General features: G+C 41.3%; 13 protein-coding genes. 4 read left to right on the top strand and 9 right to left on the bottom strand.

The window, feature by feature from the left end; genetic code table 11:
* Positions 1-220 precede the first annotated feature (220 nt).
* From dgoD to NC799_RS02965, 5 genes are all read right to left on the bottom strand, one after another.
* Complete coding sequence (gene dgoD, locus NC799_RS02985; RefSeq protein WP_272444851.1) at positions 221-1,369, bottom strand: galactonate dehydratase; 1,149 nt, start codon at positions 1,367-1,369, stop codon at positions 221-223.
* A gap of 88 nt (positions 1,370-1,457) precedes the next feature.
* Positions 1,458-2,096: a bifunctional 4-hydroxy-2-oxoglutarate aldolase/2-dehydro-3-deoxy-phosphogluconate aldolase gene (locus tag NC799_RS02980; protein ID WP_272444850.1), complete on the bottom strand. Its 639-nt coding sequence runs from the start codon at positions 2,094-2,096 to the stop codon at positions 1,458-1,460.
* 191 nt (positions 2,097-2,287) lie between these two features.
* Positions 2,288-3,043, bottom strand: a complete 756-nt coding sequence (locus tag NC799_RS02975) for an IclR family transcriptional regulator (protein WP_272444849.1) — start codon at positions 3,041-3,043, stop codon at positions 2,288-2,290.
* 720 nt (positions 3,044-3,763) lie between these two features.
* Positions 3,764-4,579: a TerC family protein gene (locus tag NC799_RS02970; protein ID WP_272444848.1), complete on the bottom strand. Its 816-nt coding sequence runs from the start codon at positions 4,577-4,579 to the stop codon at positions 3,764-3,766.
* Between the two features lie 374 nt (positions 4,580-4,953).
* The gene (locus NC799_RS02965; RefSeq protein ID WP_272444847.1) at positions 4,954-6,411 is read right to left on the bottom strand and encodes a glycoside hydrolase family 5 protein; all 1,458 of its coding nucleotides are present in this window, start codon (positions 6,409-6,411) and stop codon (positions 4,954-4,956) included.
* 250 nt (positions 6,412-6,661) lie between these two features.
* On the opposite strand from NC799_RS02965, the gene NC799_RS02960 reads away from it, so the two are divergent.
* Genes NC799_RS02960 through NC799_RS02945 form a run of 4 tightly spaced genes read left to right on the top strand, consistent with a single transcriptional unit; the run spans position 6,662 to position 10,833 of the window.
* Positions 6,662-8,287, top strand: coding sequence for a spore germination protein (locus NC799_RS02960; RefSeq protein ID WP_272444846.1), 1,626 nt, complete (start codon positions 6,662-6,664; stop codon positions 8,285-8,287).
* 4 nt (positions 8,288-8,291) lie between these two features.
* Complete coding sequence (locus tag NC799_RS02955; RefSeq protein ID WP_272444845.1) at positions 8,292-9,485, top strand: Ger(x)C family spore germination protein; 1,194 nt, start codon at positions 8,292-8,294, stop codon at positions 9,483-9,485.
* The gene (locus tag NC799_RS02950) at positions 9,486-9,716 is read left to right on the top strand and encodes a hypothetical protein (protein ID WP_272444843.1); all 231 of its coding nucleotides are present in this window, start codon (positions 9,486-9,488) and stop codon (positions 9,714-9,716) included.
* Positions 9,717-9,732: 16 nt separating this feature from the next.
* The gene (locus tag NC799_RS02945; RefSeq protein WP_272444842.1) at positions 9,733-10,833 is read left to right on the top strand and encodes a GerAB/ArcD/ProY family transporter; all 1,101 of its coding nucleotides are present in this window, start codon (positions 9,733-9,735) and stop codon (positions 10,831-10,833) included.
* Between the two features lie 31 nt (positions 10,834-10,864).
* Here the strand turns inward: NC799_RS02945 and NC799_RS02940 are convergent, their stop codons facing one another.
* The 4 genes from NC799_RS02940 to NC799_RS02925 all read right to left on the bottom strand — a co-directional run bounded on the left by NC799_RS02940 (position 10,865) and on the right by NC799_RS02925 (position 15,744).
* Positions 10,865-12,178, bottom strand: coding sequence for a UDP-glucose dehydrogenase family protein (locus tag NC799_RS02940; RefSeq protein WP_272444841.1), 1,314 nt, complete (start codon positions 12,176-12,178; stop codon positions 10,865-10,867).
* A gap of 2 nt (positions 12,179-12,180) precedes the next feature.
* Complete coding sequence (locus tag NC799_RS02935; protein ID WP_272444840.1) at positions 12,181-13,704, bottom strand: nucleoporin-interacting protein; 1,524 nt, start codon at positions 13,702-13,704, stop codon at positions 12,181-12,183.
* A gap of 274 nt (positions 13,705-13,978) precedes the next feature.
* Positions 13,979-14,929 (bottom strand): FTR1 family iron permease, encoded by a 951-nt coding sequence (locus tag NC799_RS02930; protein ID WP_272444838.1) that lies wholly within the window; start codon positions 14,927-14,929, stop codon positions 13,979-13,981.
* Between the two features lie 29 nt (positions 14,930-14,958).
* Complete coding sequence (locus NC799_RS02925) at positions 14,959-15,744, bottom strand: hypothetical protein (RefSeq protein WP_272444837.1); 786 nt, start codon at positions 15,742-15,744, stop codon at positions 14,959-14,961.
* Positions 15,745-15,907 lie beyond the last annotated feature (163 nt).

Below are 15,907 nucleotides of genomic sequence, written 5' to 3'. Positions count from 1 at the left end.
TCACTGAATATTTATAGTATTCTAGTATCGCTATTTGGTTTCTTTATTATACTTGTTTCACATCAAAAAAGGGAGAGGATGTTTAAGATAGGTTCAACTGATTTCTTAACGACAAAGGCGCGGGTATCTTGCTAACCCTGTATACATGACGTCTTAGACTTCATTGGCGCACTTTACTGTTATTGCCATGTTAAGTAGCAATGTAAATTCTAAGACAATATCACCACTCAGCAATGCTTCCATCTTTATGCCGCCAGATTGGATTTTTCCAGTTATGGCCTTCTTTCGCTTTTTCTTTTACATACTCCTCGTCTATTTCGATGCCAAGACCAGGGCCTTGCGGGATTTTTACATAGCCATCCTTGTAATCAAACACACTGCGATCTTTGACGTAATCAAGAATGTCATTTTCTTGATTATAGTGAATGCCGAGGCTTTGTTCTTGAATAAAGGCGTTATGTGATGTGGCATCGACTTGCAGGCATGCTGCTAATGCAATCGGGCCTAGTGGACAGTGTGGCGCTAATGCTACATCATACGCCTCAGCCATCGATGCAATTTTTTTCACTTCAGTAATTCCACCAGCATGGGATAGGTCGGGTTGAATGATATCCACGTATCCATCCGAGAGTAGCGTCTTGAAATCCCATCTTGAAAACATTCTTTCACCAGTAGCAATCGGAATGTGGGTGTGATTAGCGATTTCGCGTAACGCTTCGTTATTTTCTGGTAAAACGGGTTCCTCAATAAACATTGGTCGATATGGTTCAAGCTCTTTGGCAAGCACCTTTGCCATCGGTTTATGAACCCTACCATGAAAATCAATACCAATTCCTACGTCATTACCGACAGCGTCACGCACGGCAGCAATCCGCTCGACTGTTTCATCAATTTTTTGGTAAGAGTCAATGTATTGTAATTCTTCTGTTCCATTCATTTTTACTGCAGTAAAGCCAACGTCGACTACTTTTTTAGCAGCCTCACCGACATCTGACGGACGGTCTCCGCCAATCCATGAGTAGACTCGAATCGAATCGCGGCATGCACCACCGAGTAATTGATAGACTGGAGCATTGTAATATTTCCCTTTGATATCCCAAAGCGCCTGATCAATCCCAGCAATAGCGCTCATTAGAATTGGACCGCCACGGTAAAACCCAGAACGGTACATCATGTTCCAGTGATCCTCGATTCGGAGCGGGTCTTTCCCAATCAGATATTCCATCAGCTCCTCTACTGCCGCCTTTACAGTATGCGCTCGTCCTTCAATGACTGGTTCACCCCAGCCAGCAATACCTTCGTCTGTTTCAATTTTCAGAAAAAGCCACCTAGGTGTAACTTTGTAAAGCTCAAAACCCGTAATCTTCATCTTCCCCACCCTTTCCTGTTTACTTGATTTATAGATTTTTTTTAGTAACAATCGGCCGGCCGTGAAAGCTTTGCTTACCTACCTACTTTTACCGACTCGGAAATGTCTTCACAATGTCAATTAGTTGTTTAGCGCGTTTACCTATTTCTGTGAATTTTTTCTCCTCCACAAGCTTGTTACTCACAATTGCTGAGCCAACACCGAGTGCGAAGCTGCCTGCTTGCAGGAAATCAAGTGCTGTTTCTGTTGTTACCCCGCCGACCGGGATCATTTCGACTTGATTCAGTGGACCTTTTAGCTCTTTTATATACTTTGCACCTAGGGAGCCGACCGGGAAAACCTTGACGACATTAGCACCTAATTCATAGGCTGTTAACACTTCGGTTGGTGTGAAAACTCCAGGAATAACAGGGACATTATAGCGGTTACCCATCTCGATTGTTTCTTGTTTCAATGTTGGCGCTAACAAAAATGTTGCACCAGCTAAAATTGCTAGTCGGGCAGTCTCGGAATCGAGGACTGTTCCGGCACCAATCCACATATCCGAATACGTCTCCTTGATTTGTTCGATGCCCTTTAGCGCACCGGGAGTATTCATCGTCACCTCAAGCACACGAATTCCTGCTCGATATAAGTGGCCAGCAACCTCTACAAGGTCCCTTGATGAATCAGTCCGAATGATGGAAATGATTTTGTGCTGATGAATCGCATCTAACACTTTATTCATGTCTCGCCTTCCTTTCTACATGATGATTGGGGGACAGCTCTTATGCCTGGTTCGTTATCGCAAATGCCACTGAAGCTGTCCCAAATATCTTTTACTCCAGGATAACTACATCTGGTTGGTTTGCATCTTAATTGCAGTTTTTTTGTCTCTTGATTGTATTTAGCAACAGCTTGATTATCCTAGTTATCTATTTATCTACCCATTTGCCGGGATATTTGGCGTGCTACATCTTTTACTTGATTAGCTAGTTTTGTTAATTCTGCTTTTGATATTCTTGTTGTTGGTCCTGCAACGCTAATCCCAGCAACGACTTCATTGTTATGGTTAAAAATTGGTGCAGCAGCACAGCGAATACCTTTCTCATGTTCTTCCTCATCGAACGCAACCCCGGCTCTTTTCACTTCGGTTAACGCTTTCATTAATGCTTCTTTAGAAGTTAGTGTTGTAGGTGTAAATTGCTTTAGCCCTTTGTTCTCAATCAACCAATCTATTTCTTTTTCTACTTGAAACGACAGGATTGCCTTTCCTAACCCTGTACAATGAGCAGGTGCTCTCCCGCCAATTTGCGAATACATTCGAAGGGATGCAGGGCTTTCTAGTTTATCGATATAGACGATTTCCCCCTGGTCATAAATGGCTAAGTGAGCCGTCTCACCTGTCTCCGTAACTAGCTGATTCAGAAAAGGCAAGGCAACTCGTCGTACATCAAAGGATTTTGATACTTCACTACCTAGATGAAGCAGTGCTAAGCCTAAGCGGTAATTTCCAGAACTGGTGTCTTTTTGTACAAAACCATGTTGCATCAGGGAGCTTAACAACCGGTGTGAGGTGCTCTTGGCAATCCCTAACTGGTTTGAAATTTCCGTGACCCCAAGTCCATTTGGCTGCTTTCGCAAAATTTCTAGGATAGTAAGGGCCCGATTGACTGACTGAACCGATTCCCCCATCTCTCTGCCTCCCATTCGTTCCTTATTACGGAACACTGTTCCAGTTTGTTAACTTTACATTAATACGTTTTCAAACGGATGTCAAGGAGCCAAAGCACCGGAACTTCGCCTGTAGATTTGCCCTAAATCGTTGTTCACGGCAAAGGAAAATAATTTAGCGGTGATCGGGGCTTTATCGACAGTTTTTACTGATTTGAACTTCTTTCTGTCGATGATTGGGGCCTTTATCGACAGTTTTTACTGATTTAAACTTCTTTCTGTCGATAATCGGGGGATTCATTGACAGTTTTTATTAATCTGGACTTCATTTTGTCGATAATCGGGGGCTCCATCGACAGTTTTTATTAATTTGAACTTCATTTTGTTGATGATTGGGGGCTTCATCGACAGTTTTTATTAGTTTGGACTTAATTCTGTCGATGATTGGGGGCTTCATCGACAGTTTTTATTAGTTTGGACTTAATTCTGTCGATGATTGGGGGCTTCATCGACGGTTTTTATTAATTTGAACTTCTTTCTGTCGATGATTGGGGGCTTTATCGACAGTTTTTATTAATTTGAACTTCTTTCTGTCGATAATTAGGGGCTTCATCGACAGTTTTTATTAATTTGGACTTCTTTCTGTCGATGATTACCCACTTTATCGACTGTTTTTATTCACTTAAACAAAAAACAGGCCCCTGACTCTAGTAGTAGAGCAAGGCGCCTGTGATGATCAAGCTAGTTTGCAGCTTTTTGTCGTTTTGTTTCTGTTTCTTCATGCTTGCTTTGGTTCGATTCACGTACCGGTTTTCCTGATAAGAACCAGCCACCAATCGCAGTGCCAAGCAGGACACCCCAGAACACAAGCGTCCAAGCTAAGCTTTCTGGAAATTCATTCGGTAATACATTAACACGTTCGTGTGACAGAGTAATAATTCCGAGTTTTACCCCGACCCAGGCAACTATTAAGTAGGCTGTCGTCTCCAAGCCCGGACGTACGTCCAGTAGTTGCACAAACCATGTCGCAGCATATTTGATTAAAATTAACCCCGCTAATCCAGCGAGCACAACAATCGTAAACTTAGCACCGTCCATACCACCAAACGCAGGAAGTGGTGAATCTGGTAAGGCCAAAGCAAGCGCAACCGCTGCTAGAATCGAGTCAATGGCAAACGCAAGATCGGCCAATCCAATCTTAGCTACAGTTGGCCAAAAGCCCTTCCCTGTCGGTACACCATTATCTGCTTTAGCTTCTCCTGCTTTCTTTTTACTAAAATAATGACCAAATACATGCTTTAACCCTAAATAAATAAGATAAATTGCACCAATTGCCTGCACCTGCCACACGTTAGCTAGAAAAGAAATAGCAAAAATTGCCGCAAATCGGAAAGCAAAAGCACCAATTATTCCATAGCTTATTGCTCGCTTTTTCTCGTCATCTGGTAAATGTTTTGCAATAACTGCTAATACCAAAGCATTGTCTGCTGACAACAAACCTTCTAGTCCAATCAGAACTAATAAGGTCCATCCATACTCCAACCATATTGAATCCATTTTATTCACCCCTCAGGAATACTTCCAGATATGTAGCGCACCACAGGGAACTGGTATTTTTTAGAAAAAAATAAAGACCTTTGCCCCCAATTGGCAAAGGTCTTGCTAACAACGATTAAGTCGCCGCCAGTAATGCCGAGAGCATCTGCTCTGAAATGACGACATTTACTGCTAAAGCTACTCCCCTATTACGCTATTATCATTGTATCATATTTGACCACAAAGGTAAATCGAAAGCGGCTACCCCAGACAAAAACTAGGCATTTGCTAGAACATAGCATACTAGGTTTATTGCCATGGGCTATAGAGAAAAGCTCTCGCAGCAAAGGCAGGCCTAAAGAGGGCATCCTACTCATATCTCCACGCCTCATCGATTAGGTATATTTTTTCAAGACGTCAACAAGCCCTTGATTAATGTTACAGTTTTTCAAAGCAAAAGATGACATGATATCGTCAACCTTTTCCTCTGATAGGCCTTTGAATAGCTTCGCATAGGCTGGTTGAATCAGTGCGCCAGTGTAAACGGTTAACACTTGTTGAGACAACGCCGCAACATTAAAGGCATGATTGATGTCTTCATCACCAATCACATCCTCCAAATGGGTTGCAAGCCTATCAACATGGCCCCGCGCTTCCATGCCAGGTAGCCAAATCATCCAATCATCTGTGTTGAGCTGATGCTTCATCTTCACAATTGAAGCAATTCGTTCGATATACTCAGATTCCGGATGCAACGTCGCAAGCCCCATTACACCAACATCCTTGTATGTCCAGGTTGTCCAGTGCGCACCATATTCTTCAAAAATACTGATCTGGTCATCCATTGCCCGTAACCGGTACGGCACTTCTTCTGCTGGACCATTATAAACCGAACCAAATTCACCAACCCAAAGCGGAACCTGGTGCTTCTTTGTATATTTGGTCCCTTGATGGTCAGTAAACACTTGCACCTGCTTGTCACGGTCCCAGTACAACCCACTATCAATTCGTGCTGTTTTTGCATCGGAAATACCTGGGTACTCGCCAGGTCCAAAGCCTGCTGCTGTATAATTGTGACTACTGTACACTAGATTCTCGGCAAAAGGTGCCTCCAATCCGTCAAATACTTTCGAGTACATATCCCCTTCAAGAAAAATGATGTGCTCAGGGTCTATGTTACGAATTGCATCGACCGAACGACGGTAAATGCGATTCATCCGCTCCCAATCCGGCTTATACTTACCGAAAAACGTATGCGGATAATCGCCGTGTGGTGTATTGACACACGGTTCATTCATTAGATTATACCCAGCAATAACGGCTTTTCCTCTGTAACGTCGCGCAAATTCCTCCCATAGCGCGATAAAACGGTCTTGGTACGTTTTATCATGCCAAAAAAAGCTATGCCTGATATCGTTGTCTGAGTGCCAATGTGTATTTTGAAAGCCTTGGGCAGCATGCATATCTAATATGATGTAGATTCGATGCTTTTCACAAAGTGCAACAATTTCATCCAGTTTACGGAACCCTTCCTCTTTATAAACAAATGGCGCCTCGTCATCTTCAAAGTGACGATAGTTAAGCGGCAGGCGAATCGTATTACCTCCCCAACTTTTGATAAATTCAATATCATCTTCCCCGAAAAAATAATGCTGCATCCGCTCAAACAAAAAGTGCGCCTTACTCTTACCGATTACCTCTGCAACCGTATCCCGTAGCCCGTGCTCTGACCCAGTAAAGCCATTAATAAAGTCCTCCATATTCATCCAACCACCAACACACGTTCCTCGCAATTGGACAGCGCTTCCATCTTGGTGCGTAATTTTATTGCCAATCACTTTCAACATATCCATCGTTATCTCCACTTCCCTCTTGTATCATTCTGCACTGTACTGTACATATTCTCCATTCCAGGCCAATTTCCTGCCTGTTGCCGAGTCGATAGATTAGTTGAATAGAAGCAATAACCTTGTTTCAAGCACCGCATTTGGACTTGATTGTTTTATTAACTTAAAACCTTTCTTAATCTAACGTTTATTATTTATTTTCTAGTCCATACTGGATAAAAAATAGCGGTAATGTGTCTATAGGGGTTGGTTTGGAGTGAAAAAAGGTATTCAATTAAGAAGAGTGAAAGTGCAAAAAAAACAGCAACAAAAGGAACAACAGCAAAACAATACCGATAAAAAAAACAAAACACCTATTCCTCTATCCACCAACATAGACCAAAACATACAAACGATTAAGCAGGACTTAGGTAATAGTGCAGATATTGTTATACGAAAAATGAATATAGGTTCAAGCGGTAACGACCAAATTGCTATTTGTTATACGAATGGTCTCGTTGATACAAAAACGGTCCAAAACGTGATTATAAAAACGTTACTTGTTGACATACGGGAAGCCTATTTACAGAACGAAAACAAATCCAAGCTCTCAGAATTATTCGAGAACCATACGCTACCAGGTGGTGAAATTACAAAGGTAACCGATTTAGATAATAGTAAGCATGATTTGTTATCAGGTAATACGATTCTGTTAATTAACGGGGAGAGTGTCGGCTTTTCCATTGATACGAAAGGTTGGGCGAGCCGTAGCATAGAAGAACCATCCACTCAAACAGTCGTAAGAGGACCAAAAGAGGGATTTGTCGAGTCGCTAAGGACTAATACAGCATTAGTTCGGCGGAAAATTAAAAGCGAAGACCTCTGGATTGAACAAATCCAAATTGGACAAAAGACAAAAACAGATATAGCGATCCTTTATATGAACGGGATTGTTAATCAAAAAATATTAGACGAGGTAAAAACTCGCTTAAAACGAGTCCAAGTTGACGGGATTTTTGAAGGTGGTTCGCTCGAGGAACTGATTCAAGACGAAACATTTACACCGTTTCCAACCATTTATAACACAGAAAGACCAGATTCTGCCGCTTCTAATTTATTAGAAGGTCGAGTGGTCATTATCATTGATGGGACGCCGTTCGCCTTAGTTGCACCTGCACTATTTGTCCAATTTTTACAATCGAGTGAGGATTACTATCAACGAGCAGATATGGCATCTTTCTTGCGATTATTACGATTTGTAGCGTTTATGCTTGCATTACTTATCCCTTCTTCCTACATTGCTGTTACAACGTTTCATCAAGATATGCTTCCAACCACCTTATTAGTAAGTTTAGCAGCCCAACGAGAAGGGGTCCCGTTCCCGGCTTTTATTGAAGCACTATTAATGGAAATTGTTTTTGAAATTCTCCGTGAGGCAGGGGTACGGATGCCACGAGCAATTGGTTCAGCAATCTCCATCGTTGGTGCACTCGTGTTAGGACAAGCCGCGGTTGACGCCGGTATTGTCTCAAACGTTATGGTAATTGTCGTATCGATTACGGCGATTAGTAGCTTTGTCATACCAGAATATAACCTAGCAATTGCAGTTCGTTTACTGCGGTTTTTCTTCATGCTTCTTGCGGCATCATTCGGAATGTTTGGCATTATTATTGGCTTGATCATGATGGTGATTCATTTAACAAGCTTACGATCATTTGGTGTTCCTTACTTATCACCAATGGCACCATTTAACAAAGAGGGACAAAAAGACAGCCTTATCCGTTTACCACAGTGGGCACTGTTTTCCCGACCTAAAATGATTGCACAAGATGATTACATCAGGGAGGAGACACCAGCACCAGAGCCGAAAAATTCTGAAGATTTGAAAGGTGAGGGTGAGTAAGCTTATGAGAAAAAAGCTTGTCTTAATCTTATTCTTTTTGGTACTTCTGCCCGTTTTATCTGGCTGTTGGGACAAAAAGGAATTAAATGAATTAGCTATCCTAACTGGTCTCGCTATCGACCAAGCGGAAGAAGGGTATCGTGTCACAGCCCAAATACTAAATCCAGCCGAAATCGCTGGTGAGGCTCAAACAAACCGTGTTGCCGTGTCTACCTATGAAGCAACTGGTGATAGTCTATTCGAAGCAATACGTAAAATTACCGATTCATCACCGCGAAAGCTATATTTAGCCCATCTTAGAATTGTTGTTTTGGGCAAACAATTAGCTGAACAAGGAATTGAGGATACGTTAGATTTTTTATCAAGAGACCATGAAGTTCGTACTGACTTTTTCCTTTTAGTCTCGGAAGAAAAAGATGCTTCAAGTATATTAAAAGTCTTGACACCGATTGATAAAATTCCAACAAACAAACTGTATCAATCGATCGAGAGTTCCCAAAAAAATTGGGCTCCAACCTTAGGGGTGAAGTTAGACCAATTAATTTCCACGTTAATTTCTGAAGGAAACAATCCTGTTTTGACTGGAGTCTATATCGAAGGTGATACTGAATTTGGTGGAAGCCTACAGAATGTAGAAAGAATACCGTCACCATCGCTGTTAAAGCTGCAAAACTTAGCAGCTTTTAAAGGTGATAAACTCGTCGGTTGGCTAACTGAGAGCGAAAGCAAAGCCTATAATTACTTGACTGACAATGTAACGAATACCGTCGCAGTTCAGTCGTGTACAGGTGGAAATGTAACGATTGAAATAAACAACTCTGCAACAGATATAAAGGTAGTTGAAGAGAATGGCCAACCAAAAGTAAAAGTAACATTGACTTCAGAGGCGGCAATTGGTGAAGTGCAGTGCGAGAATCAATTTTTAGATGAAAGAACGATCAACGAACTAGAGGCATCCTTTGCGAAAAAGAAGGAAAAGATGTCTTTAGATACGATTGAAACAGCTAAAAAATGGCAAACCGATATCTTTGGATTTGGCGAAAAAATCTACCAACAAAAGCCAAAGCTATGGCAAAGGGTGAAAGAAAATTGGGATGAAGAAGGATTTGTCAATTTAGAAGTTGATGTGAAGGCAGAATTTAACATTAAGCGGACAGGTACCATTGGCGAATCGTTCCAAAGTGATGGTGAAGATTAAATGAAACTTATTGGTATTTTGATTATCGTGACCCTCATTTGTTGGTATGAAGTACCGAAAATGCGCAAGCAAAAAATGAAAAAGGAGCTAATCCTGTTTACTTTTTTCCTTTCGATCAGTACCGGATTAGCTGTCTTGATGGTGATAGGTGTCCCTGTTCCAAACCCAGCCGACATGCTAATCCGCTTGTTTTCACCAATCGGGTTAGAAACAGGACGTCTTTTAAGGTGAAGGGGGGTATTAAGCTATGAAATCCCAGAAAATTATTATTAGTAATCTACAATTTTCCACACTCGTTGTCCTGTTTACAGTTGGAAGCTCCATTTTGATTATACCGAGAAAGTTAGCGGAAGCAGCCGAGCAAGACGCCTGGATTTCCGCTATTCTAACCGTTATTATCGGACTTGTTCTCGTCACTTTTTACAGTAAAATAGCTGGTTTACATCCAGATAAACATTATTTCGACTGCGTTAAACATATTCTTGGTAAGTGGCTCGGCGGTTTCGTCATCGCTATAACTTATATCTTCTTTTTCTTTCTGAGTGTGTTAGTTTTATGGAATATCGGTGATTTTTTAAAAACGCAAATACTAGTCAACACTCCTATCACAGTTATTTTCATCCTGTTTATGATGACGGTAATCTTTGGTGTCAGGGCAGGGCTTGAAAGCATTGCCCGGTCATCCGAAATATTTATTCCATGGATATTAAGCTTGATGTTCTTAACGGTAATTTTTCTTATCGGGTCATTGGAAACGGAAAACCTGCTCCCGGTTTTCGAAGGCGGAATCCAATCGATTGTATATGGAAGCTATTATTTTTTATCCTTTCCGTTTTTAGAATTACTTACATTCTTAATGATTACACCCTATGTGAAAACGAAAAAAAGGGTAAAACATTCGTTTATGGAAGGTGTACTAATTGGTGGTTTAGTATTAACGATTGCAATCACCTTTTGCATACTCGTGTTAGGCGCAGACTTTACCGAAAGAAATTCCTTTCCTTTTTATGTATTAGGGAAAAAGGTAACGATTGCTGACATTTTAGAACGAGTTGAAGTGTTTATCGCGATTATTTGGTTTCTAAGTATCTATTTTAAACTGGCGGTGACGGTATATGTATTAACTTCAGGGCTTCAATCTATTTTTAAACTAAAAGACTACCGACCACTGACTCTTCCAATCGGGATGCTCATTATTGTTACTGCTACATTAATGTTTTCAACAACGATGAAACAAGTGGAATTTAGTGAAGTCTTTTTCTACCCATTCACCTACATCGTCTGTTTAGTCATTCCAACCACCGTCTATATCACTGGTCTCATCAAACAAAAACGGAAGCGAGCCTAACTGTCGGTACACTTCCGTTTTTGCTAGGGTCTTAGTTTAGATGCATCGAAACAGGACGGCCGATCGAGTGATATTCGATGTTGTGTTCCGCCATTTTACTTGGGTCAAAGCAATTGCGACCATCAAAAATAATCGGTTCGTTCATTAGATTCCGCCATTTCGGTAAATCAGCTTGTTTAATTATTTCCCATTCCGTTACAATCAACGCCATATCGGCCTCTTTCAACGCGGCTTCGACTGATTCGGCATAAAGCACTTGATCGTTTAGCACCAGCTTTGCATTGTTCATCGCCACTGGGTCATATACGGTAACCGTTGCCCCTTCCGTAAGAAGCTGTTCAATGACGACCAGTGATGCAGCCTCCCGAATATCATCGGTATTCGGCTTAAACGCTAAGCCTAACACCGCTATCCGTCGCTCGTCTAATTTACCAAATCGTTGTTTAGCCTTTTCAACTAACAAAGTTTGTTGTTTATTGTTGACGTCAATGACAGCCTTTAATAAAGCAAACTCATGTGCCACATTGCCAGAAATTTGCATTAGTGCTCTTGTATCTTTTGGAAAACAAGACCCACCATAACCAATCCCTGCTTGCAAAAATTGCGGACCGATTCGCTTATCCATACCCATTGCTTTGGCAACATCAGCAATATCAGCTCCAACTTTTTCACAAATGTTAGCTATTTCGTTAATAAAGCTAATTTTCGTCGCTAAAAAAGCATTCGATGCATACTTAATCATTTCAGCATTTTGCAATGTCGTTTTCACAATCGGGACGTTAAACGGCTTGTTGATTTCTTCTATCACCTTAGCTGCATCGGGATTGTTTGCCCCAATAACAATCCTGTCACCGAAAAAGGTGTCATGTAAGGCAGTACCTTCCCGTAAAAATTCTGGATTCGAGACGATATCAACGGATACAGGTGTAGGTAAATGTTCATCGATTAACCGCTTAACATAGTCATTTGTCCCAACCGGAACAGTTGATTTAATCACGACAATGACATCTGCCTTTATATACCCAGCTAGTTGAAGTGCAACGGTTTCCAGACTACTTAGGTCAACCGTACCATCATCGTTTGGCGGGGTTCCAACCGCAATATAGATGACTTCTGCTCCTAAACAGCTTCTCTCAAGGCTTGTTGTAAACGTTAAGCTGCTTTTACTAGTAAGGTTTGTAATCAGTTCGCGTAAGCCTGGTTCATAGAATGGCAGAATACCTTCCTTTAATTGACGAACTTTGTTCTCATCTTGATCAACACATGTAACGTGGTGACCAATTTCTGCCAAGCTTGCAGCAGTAACTAACCCAACATACCCAAGCCCGACCATCGTAATGCGCATGATTAACCACCCCTAACACCATTGTTTGTCCATTTGTATAACGTAATCGTATGATAAACAGGATCAAATATCGGGTCGGACTTAAATACGTCGACCTCTTCAATCGAATCACTGACATCATGGCCTTGTTGCAAAAACCCCTCAACTACCATATTCGTTAAATAAACGTCGCGGTTGCCTCGATAGCTTATATCAGCTAAAAACAACTCATACGTGTATATTTTTTTATAATCATAGGGTGCGTTTAGGTAGTCAAGCACCCTTTCCTCTTCCCACGTATAAACAATGAACGGCTGCCTGAGCTGTTCAAGCCGGGAAGCAAGCTGGTAGGTTGATGGCCTTTCCGTCGCCCCGATTTTCATGTAACCATAACCTTGATAGACTTGCAGCATACTAGATAGGACGACAACAACTACCGCAACCTTTTTAAACTTACTAGCCAATAAACGCAAGACAAGGAGTAGCATAATTAATCCAATTAGTGGTAGAATATGCCTCGTCTTGTCTACATTTTGGCCAAGTAAAGCCCAGACAAAATAGCCGACTGAGAGGATGATTATCCACCGCTCCATTGGCGGTGCACTCTTCCTACCTGAGGATGGTGTCGATCTAGTCATCGCGGTCACCACGATCATTAGCCCAAACGTAATCGCAGCGAAAATTGACTTTAAAGTCATACCTACCCAAACCAAGTTTTCCCCGATTAATTTCATAAAGCGATTACCAACCGGTTGCGAATCAGTCGTGACAGCTCCACCCCAATTGGAAAAGTGCCCCTCGATAAATCCAGCAGCTAAAGCAACAAAAAAATCAACTCCTCCAACCGATACAACCAGTCCGACAATCCAAATAAGTTGAAAGACAACAGTGAAAATGATTTGTCTTGCTAAGTAATCGTAAAAGAGCCGTCGATTGGGTACATTTTTCCAATGAACAATCCACAACAAAATAAAACCTAATCCAAACGGAAAATAGGAAAGCCTTATACCTAGTAAAATACTAAACAATAACGGTGGTAACAACTCAGCAATTGCTGAAAATCGAGTCGGATTGGAACGATTCTTCTCCCAAGCGACGACTAAGCTCCAAATATACCACCACAATACCGCTGTGGCAGCAGCACCACTCATTGGTTCCACCGTCATTATCGACAAATATGCTAGTGATTGCACAGCAACGACTCCGATTAGACTATATACAACAGATAACCTTCTCCGACATAGTAGAAAGATAGGAATAACTGCTAATGTCATCAGTGTAATATTAACGTATGCTAATGCTTCAGCCGGGTTCGGTATCCATTGGTTAACGAGCGTCCCACCTAATATAAAGTACGGATAGCCTGGAAAATGAGGTTGCATCTGAAACAGGTCAAAACTTTGCACCCCTAACGCAAAATCAACTTGATCCCAGCTCCGAGCATAGGAACTAGCATAGCGATAGCGCAACCATGTAAGAAGAACCATGAAACCAGTAGTAAATATGCCTGTAACGATAAGACCAGCTGACCACCGCTTTTTACTCATTGATTCTAATCCCCCTTTACAAGAAAAGCGAAAGTGCCTTGGTCACCCCCGACAAGCGTAAGACAAGCCTCGTAATGGCGGTCTTTGCCATGTAGAGGATTGACTTACGACTCGAGGGGGTAGGCGCTGTAGCTAGACAATTAGAAAAGCGAAAGTGCCTTGGTCACCCCCGACAAGCGTAAGACAAGCCTTGACGTTGCTAGACAGCTCTTGGATCTTTTTATACTTTCCTTATCTAATTAAAAAAGGCGGCAACTGCCACCTTTTTTAGTCTTTATTTATAAGCATTCTGGCTTATCGAACCATTAGTAAACGCTTTGGGATTTTTAACTTTCGTGGTTGCAACCTTTCGTACTGCTGCCCCTTCTTTATTTTTAACCGTCACAAGTAGATAAACGACTACAAAATAGCCAAGGTAAGCAACAACCTCTTCTAACGATGGATTCGCAGAATAGCCAAATAAGGCCTTTAAGAATATTCCAACTTCACCAGAAAGTTGTGGTTCGACACCTGTATTACGTAAATATTGTGCTGCATCAATTGGATGCTCAGGTAGCAGCCAAGTCAAGTTATAGACTTCTGGCATGACGCTTCCGACAATCGTTAAATCTTGTAAAATTGCAATTCCTTGAACGAGTAAACCTGCCGCAATCATCACGATAAATGCACTAGTAATCTTAAAGAACGTCTTGAGTGGAATCCGCATCGTTCCTTTGAAGAAAAGATAGGCAATGAACAATGCAATAACAACACCACTTATTGCGCCCCATCCTTCAAAGCCTTTCTGAATATTGCCTCCGGTAATAGCAGCAAAAAAGAAGACCGTCTCGACACCTTCTCGAACAACAACTAAAAAGGTGTGAATGACCATGCCGATAACACTGCCCGCTGTCACTAGTTCACCTAACTTACCTTCAATGTTGTTCTTCATATCACGGTTGTTTTTTGCCATCCAAAACACCATTTGTGTCAATAAAACGGATGAAATGAGCATGATGGCAACCTTAAGATAGATTTCACTAGCCATTGCTGCAAACCCGGTTAGGACCACTTGAAAAAGTAACGCTACACCAGCACTAGCTAAAACGGCTAGCCCAGTACCAAGCCAAACATATTTTGTGAATTTCCCATTATCAGTTCGCTTTAAATACGTGATAATAATTCCGACAATTAAGGCTGCTTCAAACACTTCACGCAACATAACAAGTAACGCTTGAATTTGCATCTAGTCTCCTCCTCTTCTACTAAACCAATCTAGGATGAACGTTTCCGCTTACGGATGAAATAAATAATTACTACGATGATCCCTAGGCCGATGATGGCAATAGGTAACCAGTTTTTTAAATTAGAATAATCTGTCCAGTTTGAGGTGCTTCCTGCCTTATCCTCATTTTGCTCCGCCTTCTCTGCCTTTTGAACTTGGTCGACAAAGTGGCCTGTCGTATAATCTTCAATGCCAAACGGCTCTTTTATTGCTTCAAGAATAAATGTCTTACTTTCGATAAACTGGTCTTTGTTTGGCTCTTTCTCCCCGACTCCAAATAAACCCGGATTACCAAGTGATTCTAGCGCAAGATCAAATTGGTCTCTTATTTGTTGATCGAGCTCCCCGTCTTTTTCTTCGACAACAGGAGATACTACTTTATATGTAGCGAATGCTTTGGCTAACAGTTTTTTAGTTAAATCGTAATTTTCAAAATCGTCTTCTAATGCTTCGAGCCGTCTAGAAATATTCAATGTTAATATCTTTTGCATATTGCTTATAACTGCTTCTTTATCTTCATCTGCTATGTTTTTTTCCACGACCTGAGCTGGGGCCTCCCCCATGTGAAGCACAATTTCCTCTTCTCTAATCGTTTCGAATAATGCCTTAGCATCAGCAAAGTTTGGTGGCGATTCATTTAATTTAACAACCATTTGTTCATATACATCTGCAATTTTTTCTTTATTAGGATCTCCATAAGAATAAGCAAATCCGGTTATTTGAGTGGAAAAAAATACGACAAGCATCGTAATTAGTCCAAAGCTGATTTTTTTCATCCAGCTTCACTCCTCCCTTTCAATGATAATGATTATCAATTTCATAGTCAACTAGTTTTTTGCAAAAATGTCAGATTTTTTTGTTAAGCTTTAAGAAGATATACAATCCAAAGTCTTGCTTCAGCGCTATTTCATATAGCCCTTTTCATTGTTATTTTAGCCG

This window comes from Aquibacillus salsiterrae (assembly GCF_028416595.1).
Classification (GTDB): domain Bacteria; phylum Bacillota; class Bacilli; order Bacillales; family Amphibacillaceae; genus Aquibacillus_A; species Aquibacillus_A salsiterrae.
The sequence above is the reverse complement of the archived record's forward strand: the minus strand, read 5'-3'. Positions and strand labels throughout refer to the sequence as shown.